The organism is Candidatus Bathyanammoxibius amoris (assembly GCA_024451685.1).
GTDB lineage: Bacteria > Planctomycetota > Brocadiia > Brocadiales > Bathyanammoxibiaceae > Bathyanammoxibius > Bathyanammoxibius amoris.
In genome coordinates, this window is sequence record JAMXCW010000009.1 from 1 (window position 1) to 17455 (window position 17455).

The following is a 17455-nucleotide window of genomic DNA, read 5'->3' on the forward strand; positions in this document are numbered from 1 at the left end:
CTGAGGGACCTCAATACATGAAAAACGCAGAGATAGCCGCCATGACCTCGTCGTATTTGTGCATGTGGCCCGTGCGCAGGAATTCCCCTATCCTCTCCGCATGGCCTTCGCCCACGCCGGGAATGTCCTTTAACCTGTCCTGTCGCGCCATATCTTCTATGTTATCGGTAAGGTCGCCGATTACCCGGGCCACCTTGCGGTAGGAGTTGATGCGGAAGCGGTTCTCGTCCCTGAGTTCCAGGACATCTGCTATCTTCTCGAACATGGCGGCTATCTCTGCGTTTTTCATGTATTGAGGTCCCTCAGTAGGGGCACGGCATGCCGTGCCCCTACTACTACGCGATTATATCAGGCCAGAATTTAAGGTGTCAACGCAGAAGGGGGTTTTTTGCGGGTATAAACCATAACCCGGACGGGTTCCGTATGATGAGAGAGGTTTTGGGGGGAGACCTACTCTACGCGGAGGGCGACGTTATTGCCATTGCCGCGCACGTCCGCAGGCTGCATGTACCTTATGTCCACGTTAATTTTTTTTGCCTTCGCTTTTTCAATGGCCCCCATGTAGTAAGGGATCATAATGGCTGCCATCAGGGGTATACCGTAAAGGATGCTCGTGCCGGCCGTTGCCACTCCCACGATCGCAAGCCCCTTGCCGCGCAGGCGTTCAGGGTCTTTGCTCACCTGGTGAATTGCGATAGAGCCGAGGACCAGGGCGGCGATGGCGCAGGGCACAAGAATGGGCATTACAATACTTATTATCCCCAGGATGAACGCCACGAGGGCAAACTTGTGTCTCCTCTTCGGAAAATTTCCCGATGCGCTTCCCGTTTCTTCGTCAGGCATATGAGACTACCCCACCGTCGTCATTTTTAAACGACGTCTCAACGATTTCTTTCGCCGCGTTGTAAAAAAAGAAATTGTTAATAAGCATGATAACCGACCCCGCAAGGCCTGACAGGTCAAGAAGGGTTCTTATAGCCGTATTGGTTGGCGTAACCGGATTAAACGGGGCGAAAAGACCCGCGACGAACAGCGCGCACCCGATTGTGACCAGTTTTACGGGGACCTTCCTGCGCCTCGTCATGTGGTTCAGGTGTTTTGCGACGTTGGTTAACATTACGAACGTCCAGTATAAGCCAAAAAACGGGATAAACCAATACCCTACCGCCCTGCCGGGGGTAGGTTTTTTTATCTTAAGGTCGCTGGGCTGTGCCAGTGTCCACAGCTGATACACGAATATTGCCTCAAGGGCAAACCAGCCTATCCGGGCGGGGAGGGAATATATAAGCGCGTCGGGGACCAGGGGTATGTTAAGGACGCCGGCACATGCAATCTGGATGAATACGACCACCATCGGAGCCAGCACAATCACGGGATGCAGCGGAAGTTTTTTTATATCGTTGTTTCCACGTAACGGGTGTTTGTAATCTGTGGGCACGCAAAATAAGTGGGCCGGGTGAGCGTTGGCGTAAACGGCGCAAACTATATACGGGTAATTTTAGAGTTTTTTTAGACCTCTGGCACGACAGGCTCTGCAACGGGCTGTTCTACGTGATGGCGATGCGGCCCGCAGATCTCTTTAGCGGCCCCGTAAAAGTAGAAGTTGATAATCAGAAAAATCACCACGCCCGCAAAACTCAGGAGGTCGGAAAAACCGCTTAAAAATCTTTGGCCCGGCGTCGTCGCATTGAGCGGACCGAAAAAGCTGGCGATAAAGAGCCCGCACCCGACTATGACTAACAGCACGGGGGTCTTCTGCTGTCTCGTCAGGTGGTTGAGGTGCAGCGCGAGATTTCTCCATAGAATAAATATCCAGTAGAAACTGAAAAACGGGATGAACCAATAACAGATTGCCTTAGTGGGGGTTGGTTTTTTTCTGTTCAGGTCGCTGGGCTGAGCCAAAACCCATAACTGGTACAGGAATATCGTCTGAAGAACGACCCAGCCGATAGCCGCGGGAATACTCCAGAGAAACAGTATAGGAAAGAACGGCAGGTTGATAGCGCCGCCGACGGTTCCGATGAGGAACGCGACACCAATCGGCGCCACGATAAACGCAGGATGTAGTGGAAGCTTTTTCATGCTGTTCTCTATGCTACCCCCGATGCCGTCCTCTGCGTCCGGCGGGTTCCACCTGCCGGGAGGCTGAAAAAGGGTGAACTTGGAATTCCCCCTCTGGCCAAAAAAAGTTTACATGGCTCCTTAACCCTCGTCAAGGACAAAAGGCCGCCGCAAGACGTCCGTAAGGGGTCTTTGCCCTTGCTGAATATGGTACGCGTCTGTAAAATAGCCCAACACACACGGCTTCTGAAAGGAAAGGGGAGATTCGGCATGTCACGCATAGGGATAATCGGCGGCAGCGGTCTTTATGACATAGAGGGAATAAAGGACGTCGAGAAGGTGGATGTTGATACACCCTTCGGCAAGCCGTCCGGCAGCTTTACCACGGGGAAGCTGGCGGGGCGGGATGTGGTCTTCCTGCCCAGGCACGGCAGCGGCCACACCATAATGCCCTCAGAACTCCCTTTCAGGGCGAACGTCTACGCCATGAAGAAGCTGGGTGTGGAGCAGATAATCGCGGTCAGCGCGGTCGGAAGCCTGAAGGAGGAGATAAGGCCGCTTGACATCATGATACCGGACCAGTTCTTTGACCGCACCAAGGCGCGTGAAAACACGTTCTTCGGCGGCGGCATAGTGGCCCACGTGGGTTTCGCGGACCCGTTATGCGGCGCGATGGGCGACGCACTGCACAGGGCCGCGCAACAGGTAGGGGCCCGCGTGCACAGGGGCGGTATCTACGTCTGCATGGAAGGCCCGCATTTCTCTACCCGCGCGGAATCAGAGACCTACAGGAGACTGGGGGCCTCCGTCATAGGCATGACCAACCTGCAGGAGGCGAAACTGGCCAGAGAGGCGGAGATATGTTACGCCACGCTCGCGCTCTTGACCGACTATGACTGCTGGCGCGTGGGCGAGGAAGACGTCACCGTGGAGATGATAGTCGCGAACCTTATGAAGAACGTGGAGACCGCGAAGAAGATAATCAAGGTGGGCATACCCGAACTCCCCAGCGCGAGGAAGTGCCCCTGCGCCACGGCGCTAAAGGACGCGATAATCACAAGACCCGACGCCATCCCTGAAAAGAGAAAGAAGGAGCTTGAACTGATTATCGGGAAATACGTAAAGTAAATATAGTCCTTCACAAAATTACATACAAACGTCATTCTTCGTTTCACTAAGAATGACATAAGAATTAATAGAGATACACGCAGTCATGGAGATTCTGAGGGAACTTATAGGGATTATAAAAGACAGTGGCGTCATAGATGAGCTTAAGCCCCGCCCGGCTGACGTGCGTGTGGGGGTATTTTACACGGGCGTCAAGCTGAGCACGGGGCACGCGGGAATCGCCTACACGCCGATACACGACCTGCCCGATGCCGTATGCTGTCCCAGGTCCCACGCGAAGATGCCCCAGGCGGGGGAATTACTAGACCAGGACATAGACACGCTCATAAATTATTCCCTCGAGGAAAAGAGCCCGCTCAAGGCCGCGATAGGCGTGGCCGCCCTGAACGCACTCTCGGCCATACTGCTTGAGAAAGAGGAATGTCCCTACAAGGTAGCCGCGCTGGGCAACGCACTAGATATGGTTAAGATAAACAAGAACGACACGGTGGGGATGATAGGCGCGTTCCCGCCATTTATCAAGCAGCTTAAAGGGGCCTGTAAAAAACTCCATGTCTTCGAAAAAAACCCCTGGCTAAAGCGGGAGGAGGGGGTGGAGTTGCAGCCTGAGACGCTTGAGAAGGAAGTCCTGCCGGGGTGCGACGTACTGATAATCACCGGCGTTACCATAGTAAACCACACGCTTGGGCCTATTCTTGAGTGCGGCAAGGGGGCACGGGAGGTGGTGCTTGTGGGGCCGACGGCCAGTCTCTACCCTGAGCCGTTTTTCAGGCGCGGCGTCACCATAATGGGCGGCATCCGCGTCACCGACGCCGACCGGGTAATGAACGTACTGACCGAAGGCGGCTCCGGGTATGATTTATTTGAGAAATCCGCCGACAGGGTAATTATTAAAAAAAGTCCCGTAGCTGCTTACTAGTGTAGCGCACTTTAAGAATGCTAGCTATCCACACCAGAAGCATACATACCCCCAGTGAGACCTCCTTAAATCAACGACCATAAAGGTCGTTGTCTACCAGAAACATTTGAAATTAACGGTAGACAACGAGGTTTTACCTCGTTGAACAGATACCAAAAAGGGCTTCGGGCTAAGGCACAAGGACGGATAATGCGGCGGGGACTACGGTGAATTTTTGTGGCAGCTTGCCGGCTAAATCACCGTCTATCTGATAGGTAATCTGTTTCGTCTTTCCGGCGGGTTTCACCACCACCTCTTTGCCCCGCACGTACGTGGTGTCATAAAATCTGTCGGCAACCCAGAAGATTGCCCCCATCGCATATTTTAACAGCTTCATTTTGCCGCTGTCCCTGAATATGAAGACGTCGAGCTCGCCGTCGTCAACCTTCGCCCGGTTGGTTATTACCATAGGCCCCGTATACCTGCGGGTATTGCTTATAAAGACCGAACCCGCCCCCTCGCCCAGCGGCCTGCCGTCAACCTCCACCGAGAACCGCGGGTAGTCGTAGTTCCAGAAGGCCTTTAATATAGGGATGGCGTAGGTAAGCGCAGAGATGCCGCCCATGCGGTTAGACGCGATTATCCGCACCACCTCCGCATCGAAGCCCACACCGGCCATAAGCACGAAATATTTGCTCTCATCCCTGCCAACGTCTATCCTCCGTGTGTTGCCCCCGGCGATTACGTAACAGGCCTGTACGTAGTCAAACGGCACCCTGAGCTCACGTGCAAGCACGTTGGCCGTGCCCAGGGGGATGAGCCCAACGGGTATGTCCCTGCCGGAATTCAGGAGACCGTGCACCACCTCGTTTATCGTTCCGTCGCCGCCCATCGCCGCCACGGCTGAGCAGTCACGCGGCAGCTCGGCGGCAGCCCGCTGTGCGTCGCCACGCGTCGATGTCTTGAAGACGTCCACCTCGCAGCCCCGCTGCTCCAGTATCCCGACCACACGGGGCAGAATTTTTAGAGCATAACCGCCGCCCGCTATGGGGTTGACTATCAGCTTCAGCTTTTTCGTCATGGCATTTTGTTTCAGAAACAGGGTCACGTGCGAGCATCCGCAGTATCGCAGGGCCAAAGCCCTGCGGCACCCGCCTAACCCAATATCGGGCCGTATCTTAGGCCTGTCCGCCTCCGGCACGGCTTGCTCGACATGTAACGTGCGAGTTTATCTCGCACGTGCGACACAAGGTCACACGCTGCACCATCATGTACAAGCAGAGTAAACTCTGCCGCTACAAACAGACGTGGTGCGTTCATACGCACCCCGCGTTCCCCCACGATATACCGGGCAATTATAACACCTTTCTGCGGGAGGATTAACTAATTCTTGCCCTCAGCCTTATGGACCGGGCCGGATGCCCGGAAACGTACTTTTTCTGCGGTTTGCCATTTTCTGTGGGATTTAGTCCTTATTGATTTCACCATGAACATCTGATAACGTAGTTTCCTATGAGCGATTCAAAGACACTTAAGAGGTACTATGATAAACTCCGCCAGAACTTCGGGCCGCAGCACTGGTGGCCGGGAGACGGCCCGTTTGAAGTGATGGTGGGTGCGGTGCTCACGCAAAATACCAACTGGGGGAACGTGGAGAAGGCCATAAACAACCTGAAAGAGGCCGGGGAGCTGAGTCCCACGGCAATATACAAGATGAGGCAGGACAAACTGGCCCGGCTCATCCGCCCCTCCGGCTATTTCAACATAAAGGCGAAGCGCCTGAAAGGTCTCATAAAATGGTTTGTCGACCGTTTTGACGGGGATATACAAAAAATGTTCTCGCAGGATTTGCAGGGCCTGAGAGAGGAACTCCTGTCGGTAAAAGGGGTGGGGCCCGAAACGGCCGATTCCATCCTGCTCTACGCCGGCAACCTGCCCAGTTTTGTGGTGGACACTTATACCTACCGCGTGCTGGTGCGGCATCAGCTTATATTTGAAGAGAGTACGTATGACGACATAAAATCGTTTTTCGAGGACAACCTGCCGGAGGATATTGCCATGTACAACGAATACCACGCGCTCCTTGTGCAGGTGGGCAAAAGGTACTGCAAACCACGGGAGCCGTCGTGCGAGGACTGTCCGCTTAATGAATTTCTATAAAACGAGACCTCTGAAAAATGCAAGGCAAAGCTGTCATTGCGAGGGGCGCAACCCCGTGGCAATCTCTGAGATTGCTTCGCTTCGCTCGCAATGACACTAAGTAGTCCACATCAGGCGGATTGTGCTTTCTTTTGTATTTTCGCAGAGGGATCAAGACCTTAAAAAATGACACAAAACATTTTAATCAAAAACGGCCGCGTAATCGACCCCTCCGCCAACCTCGATGAACAGGTGGACATACTGATAGAGGACGGGGAAATCACCGGGGTCGGGGCTGATATAAAACCCCGGGGAGATACCGAGGTGCTGGACGCCCGCGGCTGCATAGTCACCCCGGGTCTGGTTGACTGCCACGTCCACCTGAGGGAGTCAGGCAGGGAGGGGGAGGATTTTTTGGAGACAGGGAAGTCTAGAGAAACCGTCGCAAGCGGCACCCGTGCCGCCGCAAAGGGCGGGTACACCACCGTCATCTGCGAGCCGAACACCACGCCGCCCATAGACTCCCCCGAACGTGTGGACGAACTCCAGGAACGCATAACAAGTACGGGCCTTGTAAAGACTTACATAAAAGCATCAATGACACGGGGCATGCGGGGGGAGGAGCTGGTAGACGTAGCGAGGCTGAGTGGTCACCCGCTGGTAAAGGCCCTGTCCGAGGATGGCAACCCGATAATTGAAAAGGAGCTGATGGATGAGGTCTGCCGGTCTGCCGCCGAGAACAACTTGGCGTTAAGCTGCCACAGTGAAGACTCAGGCTTCACCCTCTCTAAAAGGAGCAGGAGGGTCGGCTTCAGACCTGGAGAGGATTTTCAAAACGAGCCCAATTTCATCGCGCGCGACATCCTTCTGGCGGAGGCGCATCATGCGCAGATACACATCTCGCACGTGAGTATGAGAGATTCTCTGGACGTCATACGCCGGGCGAAGACCCACGGCCGTACACGTATCACGTGTGAAGCAACGCCGCACCACCTTCTCCTTGAAGACGGTTTCAGGGACCCCCTCGGCCTGCGCGCCGTCGTCAACCCTCCGCTACGTCCGAAGGAGGACAGAATGGCCTTACTGGAGGCGCTAAAGGAGGGTATAATAGACGCAATTGCCTCTGACCACGCGCCGCACAGGGAAGAGGACAAGAAGGCCGGCGCCCCCGGCCTTATCGGACTGGAGACCACGCTGGGACTGGTGCTCACAGGGCTTGTGCGGCCGGGTATAATCTCGCTCATGCACGCGGTCAGGATGATGTCAACGGCGCCCTCCGCCATCTTCCACCTGAACGGCGGCTCCCTGGAGAAGGGGGTTGCAGGGGCGGACGTCAGCATAATAGACCCCGGCGCGGAATGGACGGTGGATACCGGTAAATTCGAGTCTCTATCCAGAAACTGCCCCTTCGAGGGATGGAAGCTCCACGGCCGGTCAGTGGCGGTAATAGTCGGCGGGCGGATTGTGATGAGGGACGGGGAACTCGTATAATAATGCACATAATAATAGACGGATATAACCTTATCTTTGCCGTTCCTGAACTCGTAGAGGTCATGGACAAAGGGAAAATGGAGACGGCCAGGGAGGTCCTGCTGGCGGCGCTGTCAGATTATGAGGGCAAGAGCCGTCAGAAGGTCACCGTGGTATTCGACGGCAGGGATAAGGAGGGCGATGAATACATGGCCATTTCACAGAAGCAGCACCACGGGGGTGTAAACGTCATCTTCTCAAAGGGTACCACCGCCGATGAGGACATAAAGGATATTATCAACTCCTCGCCCAATACGAAAAATATGTGCATAGTTACCTCGGACAAGAGTATTATCCAAACGGCCAGGTCTTCAGGCTGCAAGCTCGCCGAACCCGGAGAGTTTTATAAAAAGATAACACCGGCCCCCAAAAAAGGGCGCGCCTCGACGCGCGGCGAACCACTGGTTAAGTACCGGGAAGTACCTGAAGAACAGGTGGATTACTGGCTAAAAGTGTTTAAGGCGAAACGGGAAAAGGAATAAGGCGCCACGGTGACATCAGACTCTGACCATACCCGTATAAAATTGCTGCGCTGGCTCCCCGCCATAATATGGGCCGCCGTCATATTCTGGTGCTCTTCGAGGTCCACCTCTCCCATACCCCTTATACCCATTCCTCATGCGGACAAGGGCATCCACTTCACGGAGTTCTTCATCCTTTGCTACTCGATATGTCATGCGCAGGGGCCATCCGGCCAAAATTTTAGAAGAATCATGTGGCGTGCCGTATTAATGACTTCCGTCTACGGTGCCCTGGACGAATACCACCAGAGCTTCACGCCCGAGAGGACGCCGGAGGTGGCGGACTGGATGGCCGACACCACCGGTGCGGTCGTCGCGGGTTTTGTATGGCTCACAAAGCAAGGTCAACCATCAGACCTCTCCAGGAGTGACAGTCATGTTCCTTAGACTTTTTTTGCTGTTTACAATCGTGCCCCTGATAGAGTTGTATCTTTTGCTCAAATTGGGGGGCTATATCGGCGCCGTTGCCACGGTCGGGGTGGTAATAGGTACGGGGATAGCGGGCGGGCTGCTGGCAAAGAGCCAGGGGCTGGCCGTCCTCCGTCAGGCGCAAGGGGAATTAGACCTGGGGAGGATACCCGCCGAAAGCCTCTTTGACGGGGCACTTATATTGTTAGCAGCCACGATGCTTATCACCCCCGGTCTTATAACCGACTGCCTCGGCCTGTTACTCCTCATACCCTGGACCAGACGGAGGTTCAAATCCTGGCTCAGGAGAAAACTCGAGGAAAAGATCTCGCGCGGCGAAATACGTGTCTATACTCATTTCGGAGACTTTGGTGGTGACAGGGGTTCCGTATGAACGCTTTTAAGATGCCCGGAGACATAAGGGCCGTTATGCTCGACATGGACGGGGTGGTGATAGACGGTATGCCGTATCACCAGAGGGCGTGGAAAGAGGCATTTGCCACGGTGGCGATGGAGGTCACAGACACCGACATATACCTGAAGGAAGGCATGGACCAACTGGAGACCGTTGTAGAGCTTTGTGGGGGAAAGGGGGTCTCTATGAGCGACGAAGACATGAGAAAGGTAATCGACCTCAAGAACCATATCCTCAATTCCATATTCAAGGTCCGTCTCATCCCCAACATTAAAGAATTTCTCTCCCGGCTTAAACACCTTGGGCTTAAACTGGCGCTTGTAACCGGCACGAATGAGGACGTCGTGGATAGGATTCTTCACGAGGAAAAGGCCTTGAAAGACTACTTTGACGTGGTGGTGACGGCAGCTACCGCCTCGCACAAAAAGCCCGACCCCGAACCCTACCTGAAGGGCGTGGAGCTCTTAGGGATTGACAAAGAACACTGCCTGGTAATAGAGAACTCCCCGGCCGGTATCACGTCCGCCAAGCGGGCGGGTCTCGTGTGCCTGGCCCTGACCACGTCCCTGCCCGGGAAACACCTGAGCGAGGCCGACGGCATCTTTCCGGGCCTGGAAGAGGTTTCAAGGCTTTTTGATTAAAAATACCGTTACTTAATTTACCGGGCCGTTCCAGTATCCGGGACACACCCGTTGACACAACCCGCCTTCTCATGTATCCTCGAAGCATCCATCTGTTACCTGCTGTCTTTTAGGAGAACCGGACCGTGACGATAAACAACAATTTTACGATAAAACTCTGTTGCGCAATTGCCGTCTTATCATTCTTGACGTTATTGCTGCTGCCGTATAATCCGACCAGCGCCCAGCACATAGACGTCTTCAACATACCCAGGGAAGATGCCAAAGAAAAAACGTTGGAAGACGTACCCGAACTGGCAGAGGTGGAGGTTACCGACTCCTATACTTACAAGGTTATGGTAAAAAAAGAACGCCTCGACGATGGCACCGTCTTTGCAAGAGAACTCGAAATCACGGCGCTCTCGGACGAGGAAAAGCCCCCGTATCACTGGGGTCAGGTGGATTACTACGACCGGAGGAATATCACGCAGAGGCAGGTGCGTAAGACAGATTTTGCCAAGTGTTTCAGGACGCGGACGGGCGTATTATATTACCTGCCTAACAGTAAAAAGGTGGTGGACTGGGGCCGCTGGACCATGTGGGACTGTCGCCCGAGCAACGCACCGTAAGCAGCCGGCGCCTTACATATATGCCCGGACCTTTTTGACTCAGGAGTGTACACTCACCCTGACGGAGACCCTGTGGTGAGGAATTTTTGCTTTATATGCCTCGGTATCCTTATCGTAATCCTTACACTGTTCCTGTGGCCGCATTCTTTCGCGGACAATGAACGGGGCCTGCTTGAGTCGGTCATAGAGGGCCGGGCACGGGTGATAGACCTCACGTATCCGTTAAACGGGAAAAACCCTTACTGGCCGGGTCCCCGGTACCGGCCTTTTAAGTACGAGGTGATTTCCAGGCTTGAGACCGATGGGGTATATTCCGGCAGCTACTCCACCCCCGAACACCTGGGCACACACGTGGACGCGCCCAACCACTTCGGACTCAATCAACCGTCCGTGGACCAGTTGCCCCTCGACCAGCTCATGGGTCCCGCCGCGGTAATAGACATACGTAAACAGGCGGCCTCAGACCCGGACTACCGGCTCTCCGTGGACGATATCAAGAAATGGGAGGCGCAAAACGGCCGTATACCGAATGGCGCCATAGTGCTCATGCACTCCGGCTGGGGGGAGAGGTGGGCAGATGGTGACAGGTACAAGAATGCAGACCCCTCCGGAACCCTGCACGCTCCCGGCTTTTCAGAGGAAGCCGCACTCTTACTCGCCGAAGAGAGGGACGTAAAGGCCATCGGGGTTGACACGCTGAGCGTGGACAACGGGCCGTCCAAGGACTACCCCGTGCATCACGTGTTTAATTCCAGGGGCAGGTGGATGCTTGAGAACCTTGACAACGTAGGAAAACTCCCACCCAAAGGAGCCATGCTTATCGTGGCGCCCATAAAGATAGAAGGCGGCTCAGGCGGCCAGGCCCGTGTCTGGGCTATCACCCCTTGAATTTCTATACGCTTTTGTGTAACCTTTTATTCTTGAGGGTACGAATATTTATGGCAAGAAACAATTGGTTGTAAGAGGCCAGGAAACAAAGAGGAAAACGTTATGACTATGAAAAGACACGCAATATTTCTATGCTCGCTGGCTCTGGGCGCGGTGGTCAGCATGTCGTCGCCCGCCCTCGCCGCCCAGATATGGGTCAAGAATGACATCCCCATGGACCCTACCGAGGGTATGCCCGTGGTTGTGGCCATGTACGCGGATAAGGATTTTATCGGCCGTCAGATCATACCCGGCAATACACTGATGCTCAGCGACAGAAACATAACCTCGTTCGTGGTCAGCGCCGGCGACTATGAATATCACGTAAAGGTCCCGAAGGACAAGGTCATCAAAAAGACGATAGCGTTTACGGACATCAGGGACAATAAGCTGCCGGAAGGGTATTCGGTAAGAATAGAAAGCGGCAAAATAGAAGGTGACCAGATATTAAAGAGCGACAAAGAGGCCGACGAATATATAGAGAAGGAGAGCAAGACGGAGTAACCGCGTATAGGGACTTTCACGCGGCCTGTCCTTCAACGCTTCGAGACGGACGGACGTAGATATCGGCGCAGATAAAGCCCCTGGGGAGCCCGCCTCTCCAGGGGCCTTGTCTTTCGTATTAATCATGGCGCGCCACACATCCTTCCTAAGGGCTTGCACTCGTCTGCAATACGCATAGAATAAAGATAAAGGAAGTCTGCGTAGTGGTGTAGGCCTAGGTAATCCTTCGCCGAAGGTGTCCTTAGCTGCCGGCGATGGGACACCGAAGGCTCGACCGCTACAGGATGTAAGACTAAGGAGGAACAACCATGACCGAGGTAAAGGTATATACAAGTTCAGGTTGTGGCTCATGCAAACAGGTAAAGAAATATTTGCAAAAGGCAGACATTGAATTCAAGGAACTTGACATATGCAAGGACGAGGAGGCCATAGAAGAACTGAAGAGGCTGGGGGCTATGACGGTGCCTTGTATCGTTGCAGGCGAGATGGTCATCAGGGGTTTTGATAAGACCAAGCTGGATGAACTCATTGCCTGCCTGACTGCCGATGTATGTACATAACCTGATAGGATATAAGGCGTATGTTTAACGCCGCGTGCCAGCGTAAGGCTGGCACGTTTTTTTATGTCTTTTGCGGGGGCGCGACAGCCCTCCTTATTTAAACCGGTGAGCCGCGTCAGAGCACGCACTTGACACCCGCCTTCCCTGTATTAAAATTATAATTATAATGATGCGTGAGACCTGATACTTGTTCCGGAGCCGCGGCGATGAAGCCCAAAGTATATTTCATAGAAACCAGGACGGGCGAGGCCCTTGAAAGCCTTGCTGAAAAGACAAAAAAACTGTTCGACTCCGTCAAGTTTTCTTCGACTGTCAAGCGGGGAGACCTGGTCGGCGTAAAGACCACGTTCGGGGAGAAGAACTGCATCGGCTACCTGAAACCGCCGGTGGTGCGCGCCGCCGTGGATAAAATACGCTCTACGGGGGCCAAGCCGTTTGTGATGGAGACAAACACGCTCTACATCGGACAGAGGACGAACGCCGTCAACCACCTGCTCCACGCCAATAACCACGGGTTTACGGTGGAGACGGTCGGCGCGCCCATAATCATCGCCGACGGCCTGATGGGCGAGAACGACTACACCATGCCCCTCGACCTGCCCGGCGGTCTCTGCAGGATGGCGCATATCGCGGGCGGGGCCAAGGCCGCACAGGGCCTTGTGTTCCTGACCCACGTCACGGGGCACATGCTTACCGGCATGGGCGCCACGCTGAAAAATATCGGTATGGGTCTCGCCTCCCGCGGCGGGAAACTGGCCATGCACTCCGGCGTAGTGCCCCAGATAATAGAGCCGGACTGCACGGCCTGCGGAATCTGCGCCGAGTTCTGCAGCCCCAGGGCCATCACCATAAAGGACTACGCCATTATCGACCCGAAACAGTGTATCGGCTGCGGCGAGTGCCTGGCGGTCTGTCCCTTCGAGGCCGTGAAGATTGACTGGGGCGAAGACACCGAGAACGTGCAGAAAAAGATAGCCGAATACTGTGTGGCCATACTAAAGGGCAAGGAGAAAAAGTCCGTATTCTTCAACTTTATAATACACGTGACCGAGCAGTGCGACTGCATGGACAAGGCCTACAAGGCGGCCTTTGACGATATAGGCATACTCGCCTCACGCGACCCCCTTGCCGTTGACAGGGCCGCAGTTGACATGATACGCGAGTCGGTGGGCGAGGACTTTTTCCATAAGAGCTGGCCCGACATTGACTACACCATACAGATGGACCACGCCGAGAAGATAGGGCTGGGCTCAACGGACTACGAGCTTGTGGACGTTAGCGGCAGCGGCAAAAAACACGCGGCGGCAAGACGCTAGCCGTTAGCACAAACCCACCCGCGCAGGCGCACGCCTTTCCTTCAGCCTGATAAATCAGGCGGCTACAATGTTGGTTGTAAATAGACCGGGCAACTACAAGGGTGTTATTGGGCGATTTGATTTGTAGCCGCCCCATTTATGGGGCGAAGATAAATAGCCTGATAAATCAGGCAGCTACAGTGTTGGTTGTAAATGGCCCGGGCAACTACAATGGTAGTTATGCTTTTGGGTTTGTAGCTGCCCCATTTATGGGGCGTTTGTATTGATAGCCTGATAAATCAGGCAGCTACAGTTTGTAAAACTGTTCAAATTCTATTATTTCTTTAACAGGATTGTTCTTAATATATTCTCTAATCTTGTTCAGGGCTTTCTCGTTTCTAATGACATGTTCATAGTAGTTGGGTTGCCAGACCCTAAATCCTGCTTCTTTACTTACTTGAGCTTTCAGCCGCCGTACTATCTCACCCAGTGGAATGGAACAACCATTTAAAATTATAATTAGATGTAAATGGTTGGGCATGATACAAAAGTAGTCCACCTCTGTACCTTCAATACGATATAGCCTCTTCATAGCTGCCCTAATAATACCTTCAAGGCCTACAAGGTGTGGTTTATTGTGTCTAGAACAGATGGTTACAAAGTAGGGGCCGTTAGCGGAGTAGTTGTAATGCTTTAATCTGATGTCTTTAATGTTTTTCATTAGTCTTGTTGTCTAATTTGTTTGTAGCTGCCCCATTTATGGGGCGTTTGTATTAATAGCCTGATAAATCAGGCGGCTACAAGGAAAATAAATGTAGCTGCCCCATTCATGGGGCAAAAATAAATAGCCCGATAAATCGGGCAGCTACAGTGTTGCTGGCAAACTGAACGGGCGATTACAACTGATTATACCCCCGTAATCACGAAGGGTTTTTCGGTGCTGAGGCCCTGGTCGTCGTAGGCGACTATGCGTACAAGGTTCAGCCCCCTGATTATGGGTATCCGGGCGGTGAAGTCGCGCTCGCTGGTGCGGTTTTTGTTGTATTCATAAAAAACCTTGGCGTCGTTCACCATGACGTACACACCCCTTACGTCCTGGTCGTCTTCCACGTGGAACTCGATGTCGACGTCGCCGCTTCTTGTTGTGAGCACGCCTTCCTTTAGCGTTATTATGGGCGGCCTTAAGGGTAGGAACGATACGGGTATGATATCCCTGACCGCTTCATTATGCTCCGGGGCGTATCTGTAGACCTCACTGACGTCTTGTGCCTTTACCCAGCCCCTGTAGCCGCCGCTTAGCGGCACGCGGTACCAGCCGTCCGCCTGCCCGTCGGCCTTGATTACACTCTCGGCAAGGAGCGGCGCAAGCACGGGCGATAGGTCTGACCTGCCGCCATATACACGGGCGCCCTTGCCGGATATCTTGAGCGCAGTGTGATACGGTTTTATGTCGACGTCGATGTGTTTCTTCTCTATGGGGAGCAGGAGCTTGCTGAAGAGGTTGACTCCCAGGTTGATGTCGGCGATGACCACTTCGAGCCTGAGGTCATCAGGCGGTATCTCGCTAATGGAAATGTCAAACGTTGCGGTCTTTTCGCCATTGGTCCGGAGCATTCCCTGTTTCAGCCTGGGGTTGTGTATGGTTATTCCATCGGGGTTCAGCGCCTTGAGCATAACGACCGTGTCCCTGGAGTTGCCCTCACCTATGTTTTTGACCGACAGCGCGAGCCTGACGTTTTCGCCCGCCTCAATAAGACCGTCGCCCGCGCTACCCGTGCCGTCCAGGACCTGAAAGGAATACGCAAAGACGGGAGTGGGCTGTGCCCAGGTAGTAATCCACGCCATGAGGTATTCCGGCGTATAGTCGTTGTCCTCGGTGAACTTGACGACCATCTCGTCCCGCCTGTCGAGCGAGTCCTCCGGCACGTTTACCTTCAGGGTGTAAGATTCGCTCCGGCCCGGGGCTATCTCGCCGATAGGGAATTCGAGGCCGTCAAAGACCGGGTTGGTAGAGGTGCTCCTGCCCAGCACCCTGTAGAGCGTGCCGTCGCCGCGGTTCTCCACGGTGACGGCGACGTCAATTGTCCCCCCCGCGTCTACCTCGTTAATTTCCTTGTCAAGGTTTATCCTGGCCACCGGTGCCGGCACGCCTTCAGGCAGCCCCGATGACCAGTCTATCCCCTGCCCTTTCAGTGCCTGTACTATCTTCTTTTCTTGCTCCTTCTGCGCCCGCCGCAGGACTCGCTCGCAGACGTTCCACCTCACACCGCCACCGGCCAGGCCCCCCTCCTCTATGAGTCTCACTGCCAGCCGCACCGGATAGTCACGCGCGGGGTCCGGCCTGCCGGTTGAAACACCCTCATCGAGGTAAACAAGACTGGCAGAGGGCTTTTCCTCACCGGTGGGCCTCTCTATCCTTTCCCGTATGAGCCCCTCGTTCAGGTAGTGTACACGCCGGGTAAGCGTGGGGTTGTCCCCGTCGACCTTTATCGGTATGAGGAGCACGTTAGGCGCAAGCCCGATGAATTGGATGTATCGCCCGCCGGGGGTGTAATATTTGGCCGTCGTCAGCTTGACCGCATACTTTCCCTTCAGGCCGAAGACCTGCTGGATACATGCCTTGCCGAAGGACTGCTCGCCCATCACGACCGCCCTGTCGTTTTCCTTAAAAGCCGCGGCCAGTATCTCCGCGCCCGACGCGCTGCCCTCGTCGATCAAGACCACCAGAGGATAACCTTCTTCTCTATTGCCGGAGGGCCGCGCCCTTACAAATTTCGGGTACCCCTTTCCCGAACTTACCTTTATATTCAGGATACCGGATGAAAGCAACAGGTCCCCTACGCGTATGATTTCATCCAGCACCCCACCGTAGTTCCCACGAAAATCTATAACCAGGCCGTTCAGGTCGGCAGTCTTTTTCAGCCCTTCCAATGCATCAAGCGTGGACTTAAACGTACCGTCCTGAAAGTTGCTTATCCTTATGTACCCGACGTCGCCCTCTAACATAACGGACGTGACGTTTTTCACCGTGACACGCTCCCGTTGCAGAGTGTAACTAGTTACTATGCCGTCTCTTACGATGGAGAGTGTCACTTTCGTACCTTCGGCGCCGGTGAGCCTTTCCAGGGCCTCCCTGAGGCTCATCTTCCGCGCGGACTCCCCGTCTATCTCGATGATCCTGTCCCCCGGCATCAGCCCCGCGCGGTAGGCGGGAGAGTTTTCATAAACCTCAATAATCGCAAGGGCGCCCTCCCTGAACTCGATATCCATCCCCAGCCCTATGAAGCTGCTTGCGCCCAGGCTCTCGGCCCTCTCAAAGTCTTTTGGCTGGTAAAGCTTGCAATACGGGTCAAATCCTCTCAGTATGCTGCTCAGCGACGCAAACTCCAACTCCCGGAAGGGCACGGTACACTTTCCGCTTGACTCGATAAAGCGCAGGATATCCTTCAACATGTCCCTGAGGTCCGCCCAATACTCAATGCCGCCAATCCCAAAGACCTCTTCGCTCCCGTCCACCTGGACCCTCACCGCGTGCGTGTCCACCGAGGCCCTTAAATTGGGAACAACCCTCTCCACCCCCCTCATCGCGTCGCGCAGCACCTCGTGGACCTTCAGGCTGTTAAAATCTATGTAGTACCTTCCGATGCAGGAAAAGACCGCGTTAACCATGTGACCCTCCGGTAAACCACTCTGGCCGGGGACGCCGGTTGACGCAACACCCGTTGCGGATGAAAGCAGCAGAGAGGACAGGAGGGTTATTGTAAGGCAGAACGATCTGATGTAATTCCGCATAGTTAGTATAGTCCGTATCGTTTTACAT

Annotated in this window: 20 protein-coding genes; 13 read left to right on the forward strand and 7 right to left on the reverse strand. The window is 54.2% G+C overall.

Going from position 1 to position 17455, the window contains the following annotated elements; all coding sequences use genetic code 11:
- Positions 1-10: 10 nt before the first annotated feature.
- From NOU37_06290 to NOU37_06305, 4 genes are all read right to left on the reverse strand, one after another.
- The gene (locus NOU37_06290; GenBank protein ID MCQ4574841.1) at positions 11-289 is read right to left on the reverse strand and encodes a hypothetical protein; all 279 of its coding nucleotides are present in this window, start codon (positions 287-289) and stop codon (positions 11-13) included.
- A 161-nt stretch (positions 290-450) separates the two neighbouring features.
- A complete protein-coding gene (locus NOU37_06295; protein MCQ4574842.1) occupies positions 451-843 on the reverse strand; it encodes a DUF4190 domain-containing protein in 393 nt (130 codons plus the stop codon).
- Entirely contained in the window at positions 836-1438 is a 603-nt protein-coding gene (locus tag NOU37_06300) for a hypothetical protein (GenBank protein ID MCQ4574843.1), read from the reverse strand. Before NOU37_06300 ends, NOU37_06295 begins: the two co-directional genes overlap by 8 nt.
- 71 nt (positions 1439-1509) lie before the next feature.
- The gene (locus NOU37_06305; protein MCQ4574844.1) at positions 1510-2082 is read right to left on the reverse strand and encodes a hypothetical protein; all 573 of its coding nucleotides are present in this window, start codon (positions 2080-2082) and stop codon (positions 1510-1512) included.
- 249 nt (positions 2083-2331) lie between these two features.
- Between NOU37_06305 and mtnP the strand changes: the two genes are divergently transcribed.
- Both mtnP and NOU37_06315 read left to right on the forward strand, forming a co-directional pair.
- Positions 2332-3189, forward strand: coding sequence for an S-methyl-5'-thioadenosine phosphorylase (mtnP, locus tag NOU37_06310; GenBank protein MCQ4574845.1), 858 nt, complete (start codon positions 2332-2334; stop codon positions 3187-3189).
- An 85-nt stretch (positions 3190-3274) separates the two neighbouring features.
- Positions 3275-4108, forward strand: coding sequence for a DUF364 domain-containing protein (locus NOU37_06315; protein ID MCQ4574846.1), 834 nt, complete (start codon positions 3275-3277; stop codon positions 4106-4108).
- 169 nt (positions 4109-4277) lie between these two features.
- Here the strand turns inward: NOU37_06315 and NOU37_06320 are convergent, their stop codons facing one another.
- Positions 4278-5168, reverse strand: coding sequence for a diacylglycerol kinase family lipid kinase (locus tag NOU37_06320; GenBank protein ID MCQ4574847.1), 891 nt, complete (start codon positions 5166-5168; stop codon positions 4278-4280).
- 431 nt (positions 5169-5599) lie between these two features.
- On the opposite strand from NOU37_06320, the gene NOU37_06325 reads away from it, so the two are divergent.
- The 11 genes from NOU37_06325 (at position 5600) to NOU37_06375 (ending at position 13656) form a co-directional block, all read left to right on the forward strand.
- Positions 5600-6247 carry an endonuclease III domain-containing protein gene (locus NOU37_06325; GenBank protein ID MCQ4574848.1) on the forward strand — a complete coding sequence of 216 codons (648 nt, stop codon included), beginning with the start codon at positions 5600-5602 and terminating at the stop codon, positions 6245-6247.
- Between the two features lie 165 nt (positions 6248-6412).
- Entirely contained in the window at positions 6413-7717 is a 1305-nt protein-coding gene (locus tag NOU37_06330) for a dihydroorotase (GenBank protein MCQ4574849.1), read from the forward strand.
- Positions 7718-7719: 2 nt separating this feature from the next.
- Complete coding sequence (locus NOU37_06335) at positions 7720-8238, forward strand: NYN domain-containing protein (GenBank protein ID MCQ4574850.1); 519 nt, start codon at positions 7720-7722, stop codon at positions 8236-8238.
- Positions 8239-8247: 9 nt separating this feature from the next.
- On the forward strand, positions 8248-8664 hold the full coding sequence (locus tag NOU37_06340; protein MCQ4574851.1) for a VanZ family protein: 417 nt from the start codon (positions 8248-8250) through the stop codon (positions 8662-8664).
- Entirely contained in the window at positions 8654-9079 is a 426-nt protein-coding gene (locus NOU37_06345; protein MCQ4574852.1) for an FxsA family protein, read from the forward strand. Before NOU37_06340 ends, NOU37_06345 begins: the two co-directional genes overlap by 11 nt.
- Positions 9076-9741, forward strand: a complete 666-nt coding sequence (locus NOU37_06350; protein MCQ4574853.1) for an HAD family phosphatase — start codon at positions 9076-9078, stop codon at positions 9739-9741. Before NOU37_06345 ends, NOU37_06350 begins: the two co-directional genes overlap by 4 nt.
- Positions 9742-9866: 125 nt before the next feature.
- Positions 9867-10349: a hypothetical protein gene (locus NOU37_06355; GenBank protein ID MCQ4574854.1), complete on the forward strand. Its 483-nt coding sequence runs from the start codon at positions 9867-9869 to the stop codon at positions 10347-10349.
- 72 nt (positions 10350-10421) lie between these two features.
- Entirely contained in the window at positions 10422-11237 is an 816-nt protein-coding gene (locus NOU37_06360; protein ID MCQ4574855.1) for a cyclase family protein, read from the forward strand.
- A 102-nt stretch (positions 11238-11339) separates the two neighbouring features.
- The gene (locus NOU37_06365; protein MCQ4574856.1) at positions 11340-11780 is read left to right on the forward strand and encodes a hypothetical protein; all 441 of its coding nucleotides are present in this window, start codon (positions 11340-11342) and stop codon (positions 11778-11780) included.
- 308 nt (positions 11781-12088) lie between these two features.
- Entirely contained in the window at positions 12089-12340 is a 252-nt protein-coding gene (locus NOU37_06370) for a glutaredoxin family protein (protein ID MCQ4574857.1), read from the forward strand.
- A gap of 206 nt (positions 12341-12546) precedes the next feature.
- A complete protein-coding gene (locus tag NOU37_06375; protein MCQ4574858.1) occupies positions 12547-13656 on the forward strand; it encodes a DUF362 domain-containing protein in 1110 nt (369 codons plus the stop codon).
- 286 nt (positions 13657-13942) lie between these two features.
- On the opposite strand, the gene NOU37_06380 is transcribed toward NOU37_06375, so the two are convergent.
- Together NOU37_06380 and NOU37_06385 are read right to left on the reverse strand one after the other, a co-directional pair.
- Positions 13943-14356, reverse strand: a complete 414-nt coding sequence (locus tag NOU37_06380) for a transposase (protein ID MCQ4574859.1) — start codon at positions 14354-14356, stop codon at positions 13943-13945.
- A 185-nt stretch (positions 14357-14541) separates the two neighbouring features.
- Positions 14542-17427, reverse strand: coding sequence for a S41 family peptidase (locus tag NOU37_06385; GenBank protein ID MCQ4574860.1), 2886 nt, complete (start codon positions 17425-17427; stop codon positions 14542-14544).
- Positions 17428-17455: the final 28 nt, after the last annotated feature.

What these genes read in the sequence shown, in the direction of transcription:
- NOU37_06295 (MCQ4574842.1), bottom strand. Translation starts at nt 843, where the DNA reads ATGCCTGACGAAGAAACGGGAAGCGCATCGGGAAATTTTCCGAAGAGG.
- NOU37_06330 (MCQ4574849.1), top strand. Translation starts at nt 6,413, where the DNA reads ATGACACAAAACATTTTAATCAAAAACGGCCGCGTAATCGACCCCTCC.
- NOU37_06375 (MCQ4574858.1), top strand. Translation starts at nt 12,547, where the DNA reads ATGAAGCCCAAAGTATATTTCATAGAAACCAGGACGGGCGAGGCCCTT.
- NOU37_06290 (MCQ4574841.1), bottom strand. Translation starts at nt 289, where the DNA reads ATGAAAAACGCAGAGATAGCCGCCATGTTCGAGAAGATAGCAGATGTC.
- mtnP (MCQ4574845.1), top strand. Translation starts at nt 2,332, where the DNA reads ATGTCACGCATAGGGATAATCGGCGGCAGCGGTCTTTATGACATAGAG.
- NOU37_06325 (MCQ4574848.1), top strand. Translation starts at nt 5,600, where the DNA reads ATGAGCGATTCAAAGACACTTAAGAGGTACTATGATAAACTCCGCCAG.
- NOU37_06370 (MCQ4574857.1), top strand. Translation starts at nt 12,089, where the DNA reads ATGACCGAGGTAAAGGTATATACAAGTTCAGGTTGTGGCTCATGCAAA.
- NOU37_06350 (MCQ4574853.1), top strand. Translation starts at nt 9,076, where the DNA reads ATGAACGCTTTTAAGATGCCCGGAGACATAAGGGCCGTTATGCTCGAC.
- NOU37_06315 (MCQ4574846.1), top strand. Translation starts at nt 3,275, where the DNA reads ATGGAGATTCTGAGGGAACTTATAGGGATTATAAAAGACAGTGGCGTC.
- NOU37_06365 (MCQ4574856.1), top strand. Translation starts at nt 11,340, where the DNA reads ATGACTATGAAAAGACACGCAATATTTCTATGCTCGCTGGCTCTGGGC.
- NOU37_06305 (MCQ4574844.1), bottom strand. Translation starts at nt 2,082, where the DNA reads ATGAAAAAGCTTCCACTACATCCTGCGTTTATCGTGGCGCCGATTGGT.
- NOU37_06385 (MCQ4574860.1), bottom strand. Translation starts at nt 17,427, where the DNA reads ATGCGGAATTACATCAGATCGTTCTGCCTTACAATAACCCTCCTGTCC.
- NOU37_06320 (MCQ4574847.1), bottom strand. Translation starts at nt 5,168, where the DNA reads ATGACGAAAAAGCTGAAGCTGATAGTCAACCCCATAGCGGGCGGCGGT.
- NOU37_06335 (MCQ4574850.1), top strand. Translation starts at nt 7,720, where the DNA reads ATGCACATAATAATAGACGGATATAACCTTATCTTTGCCGTTCCTGAA.
- NOU37_06380 (MCQ4574859.1), bottom strand. Translation starts at nt 14,356, where the DNA reads ATGAAAAACATTAAAGACATCAGATTAAAGCATTACAACTACTCCGCT.
- NOU37_06345 (MCQ4574852.1), top strand. Translation starts at nt 8,654, where the DNA reads ATGTTCCTTAGACTTTTTTTGCTGTTTACAATCGTGCCCCTGATAGAG.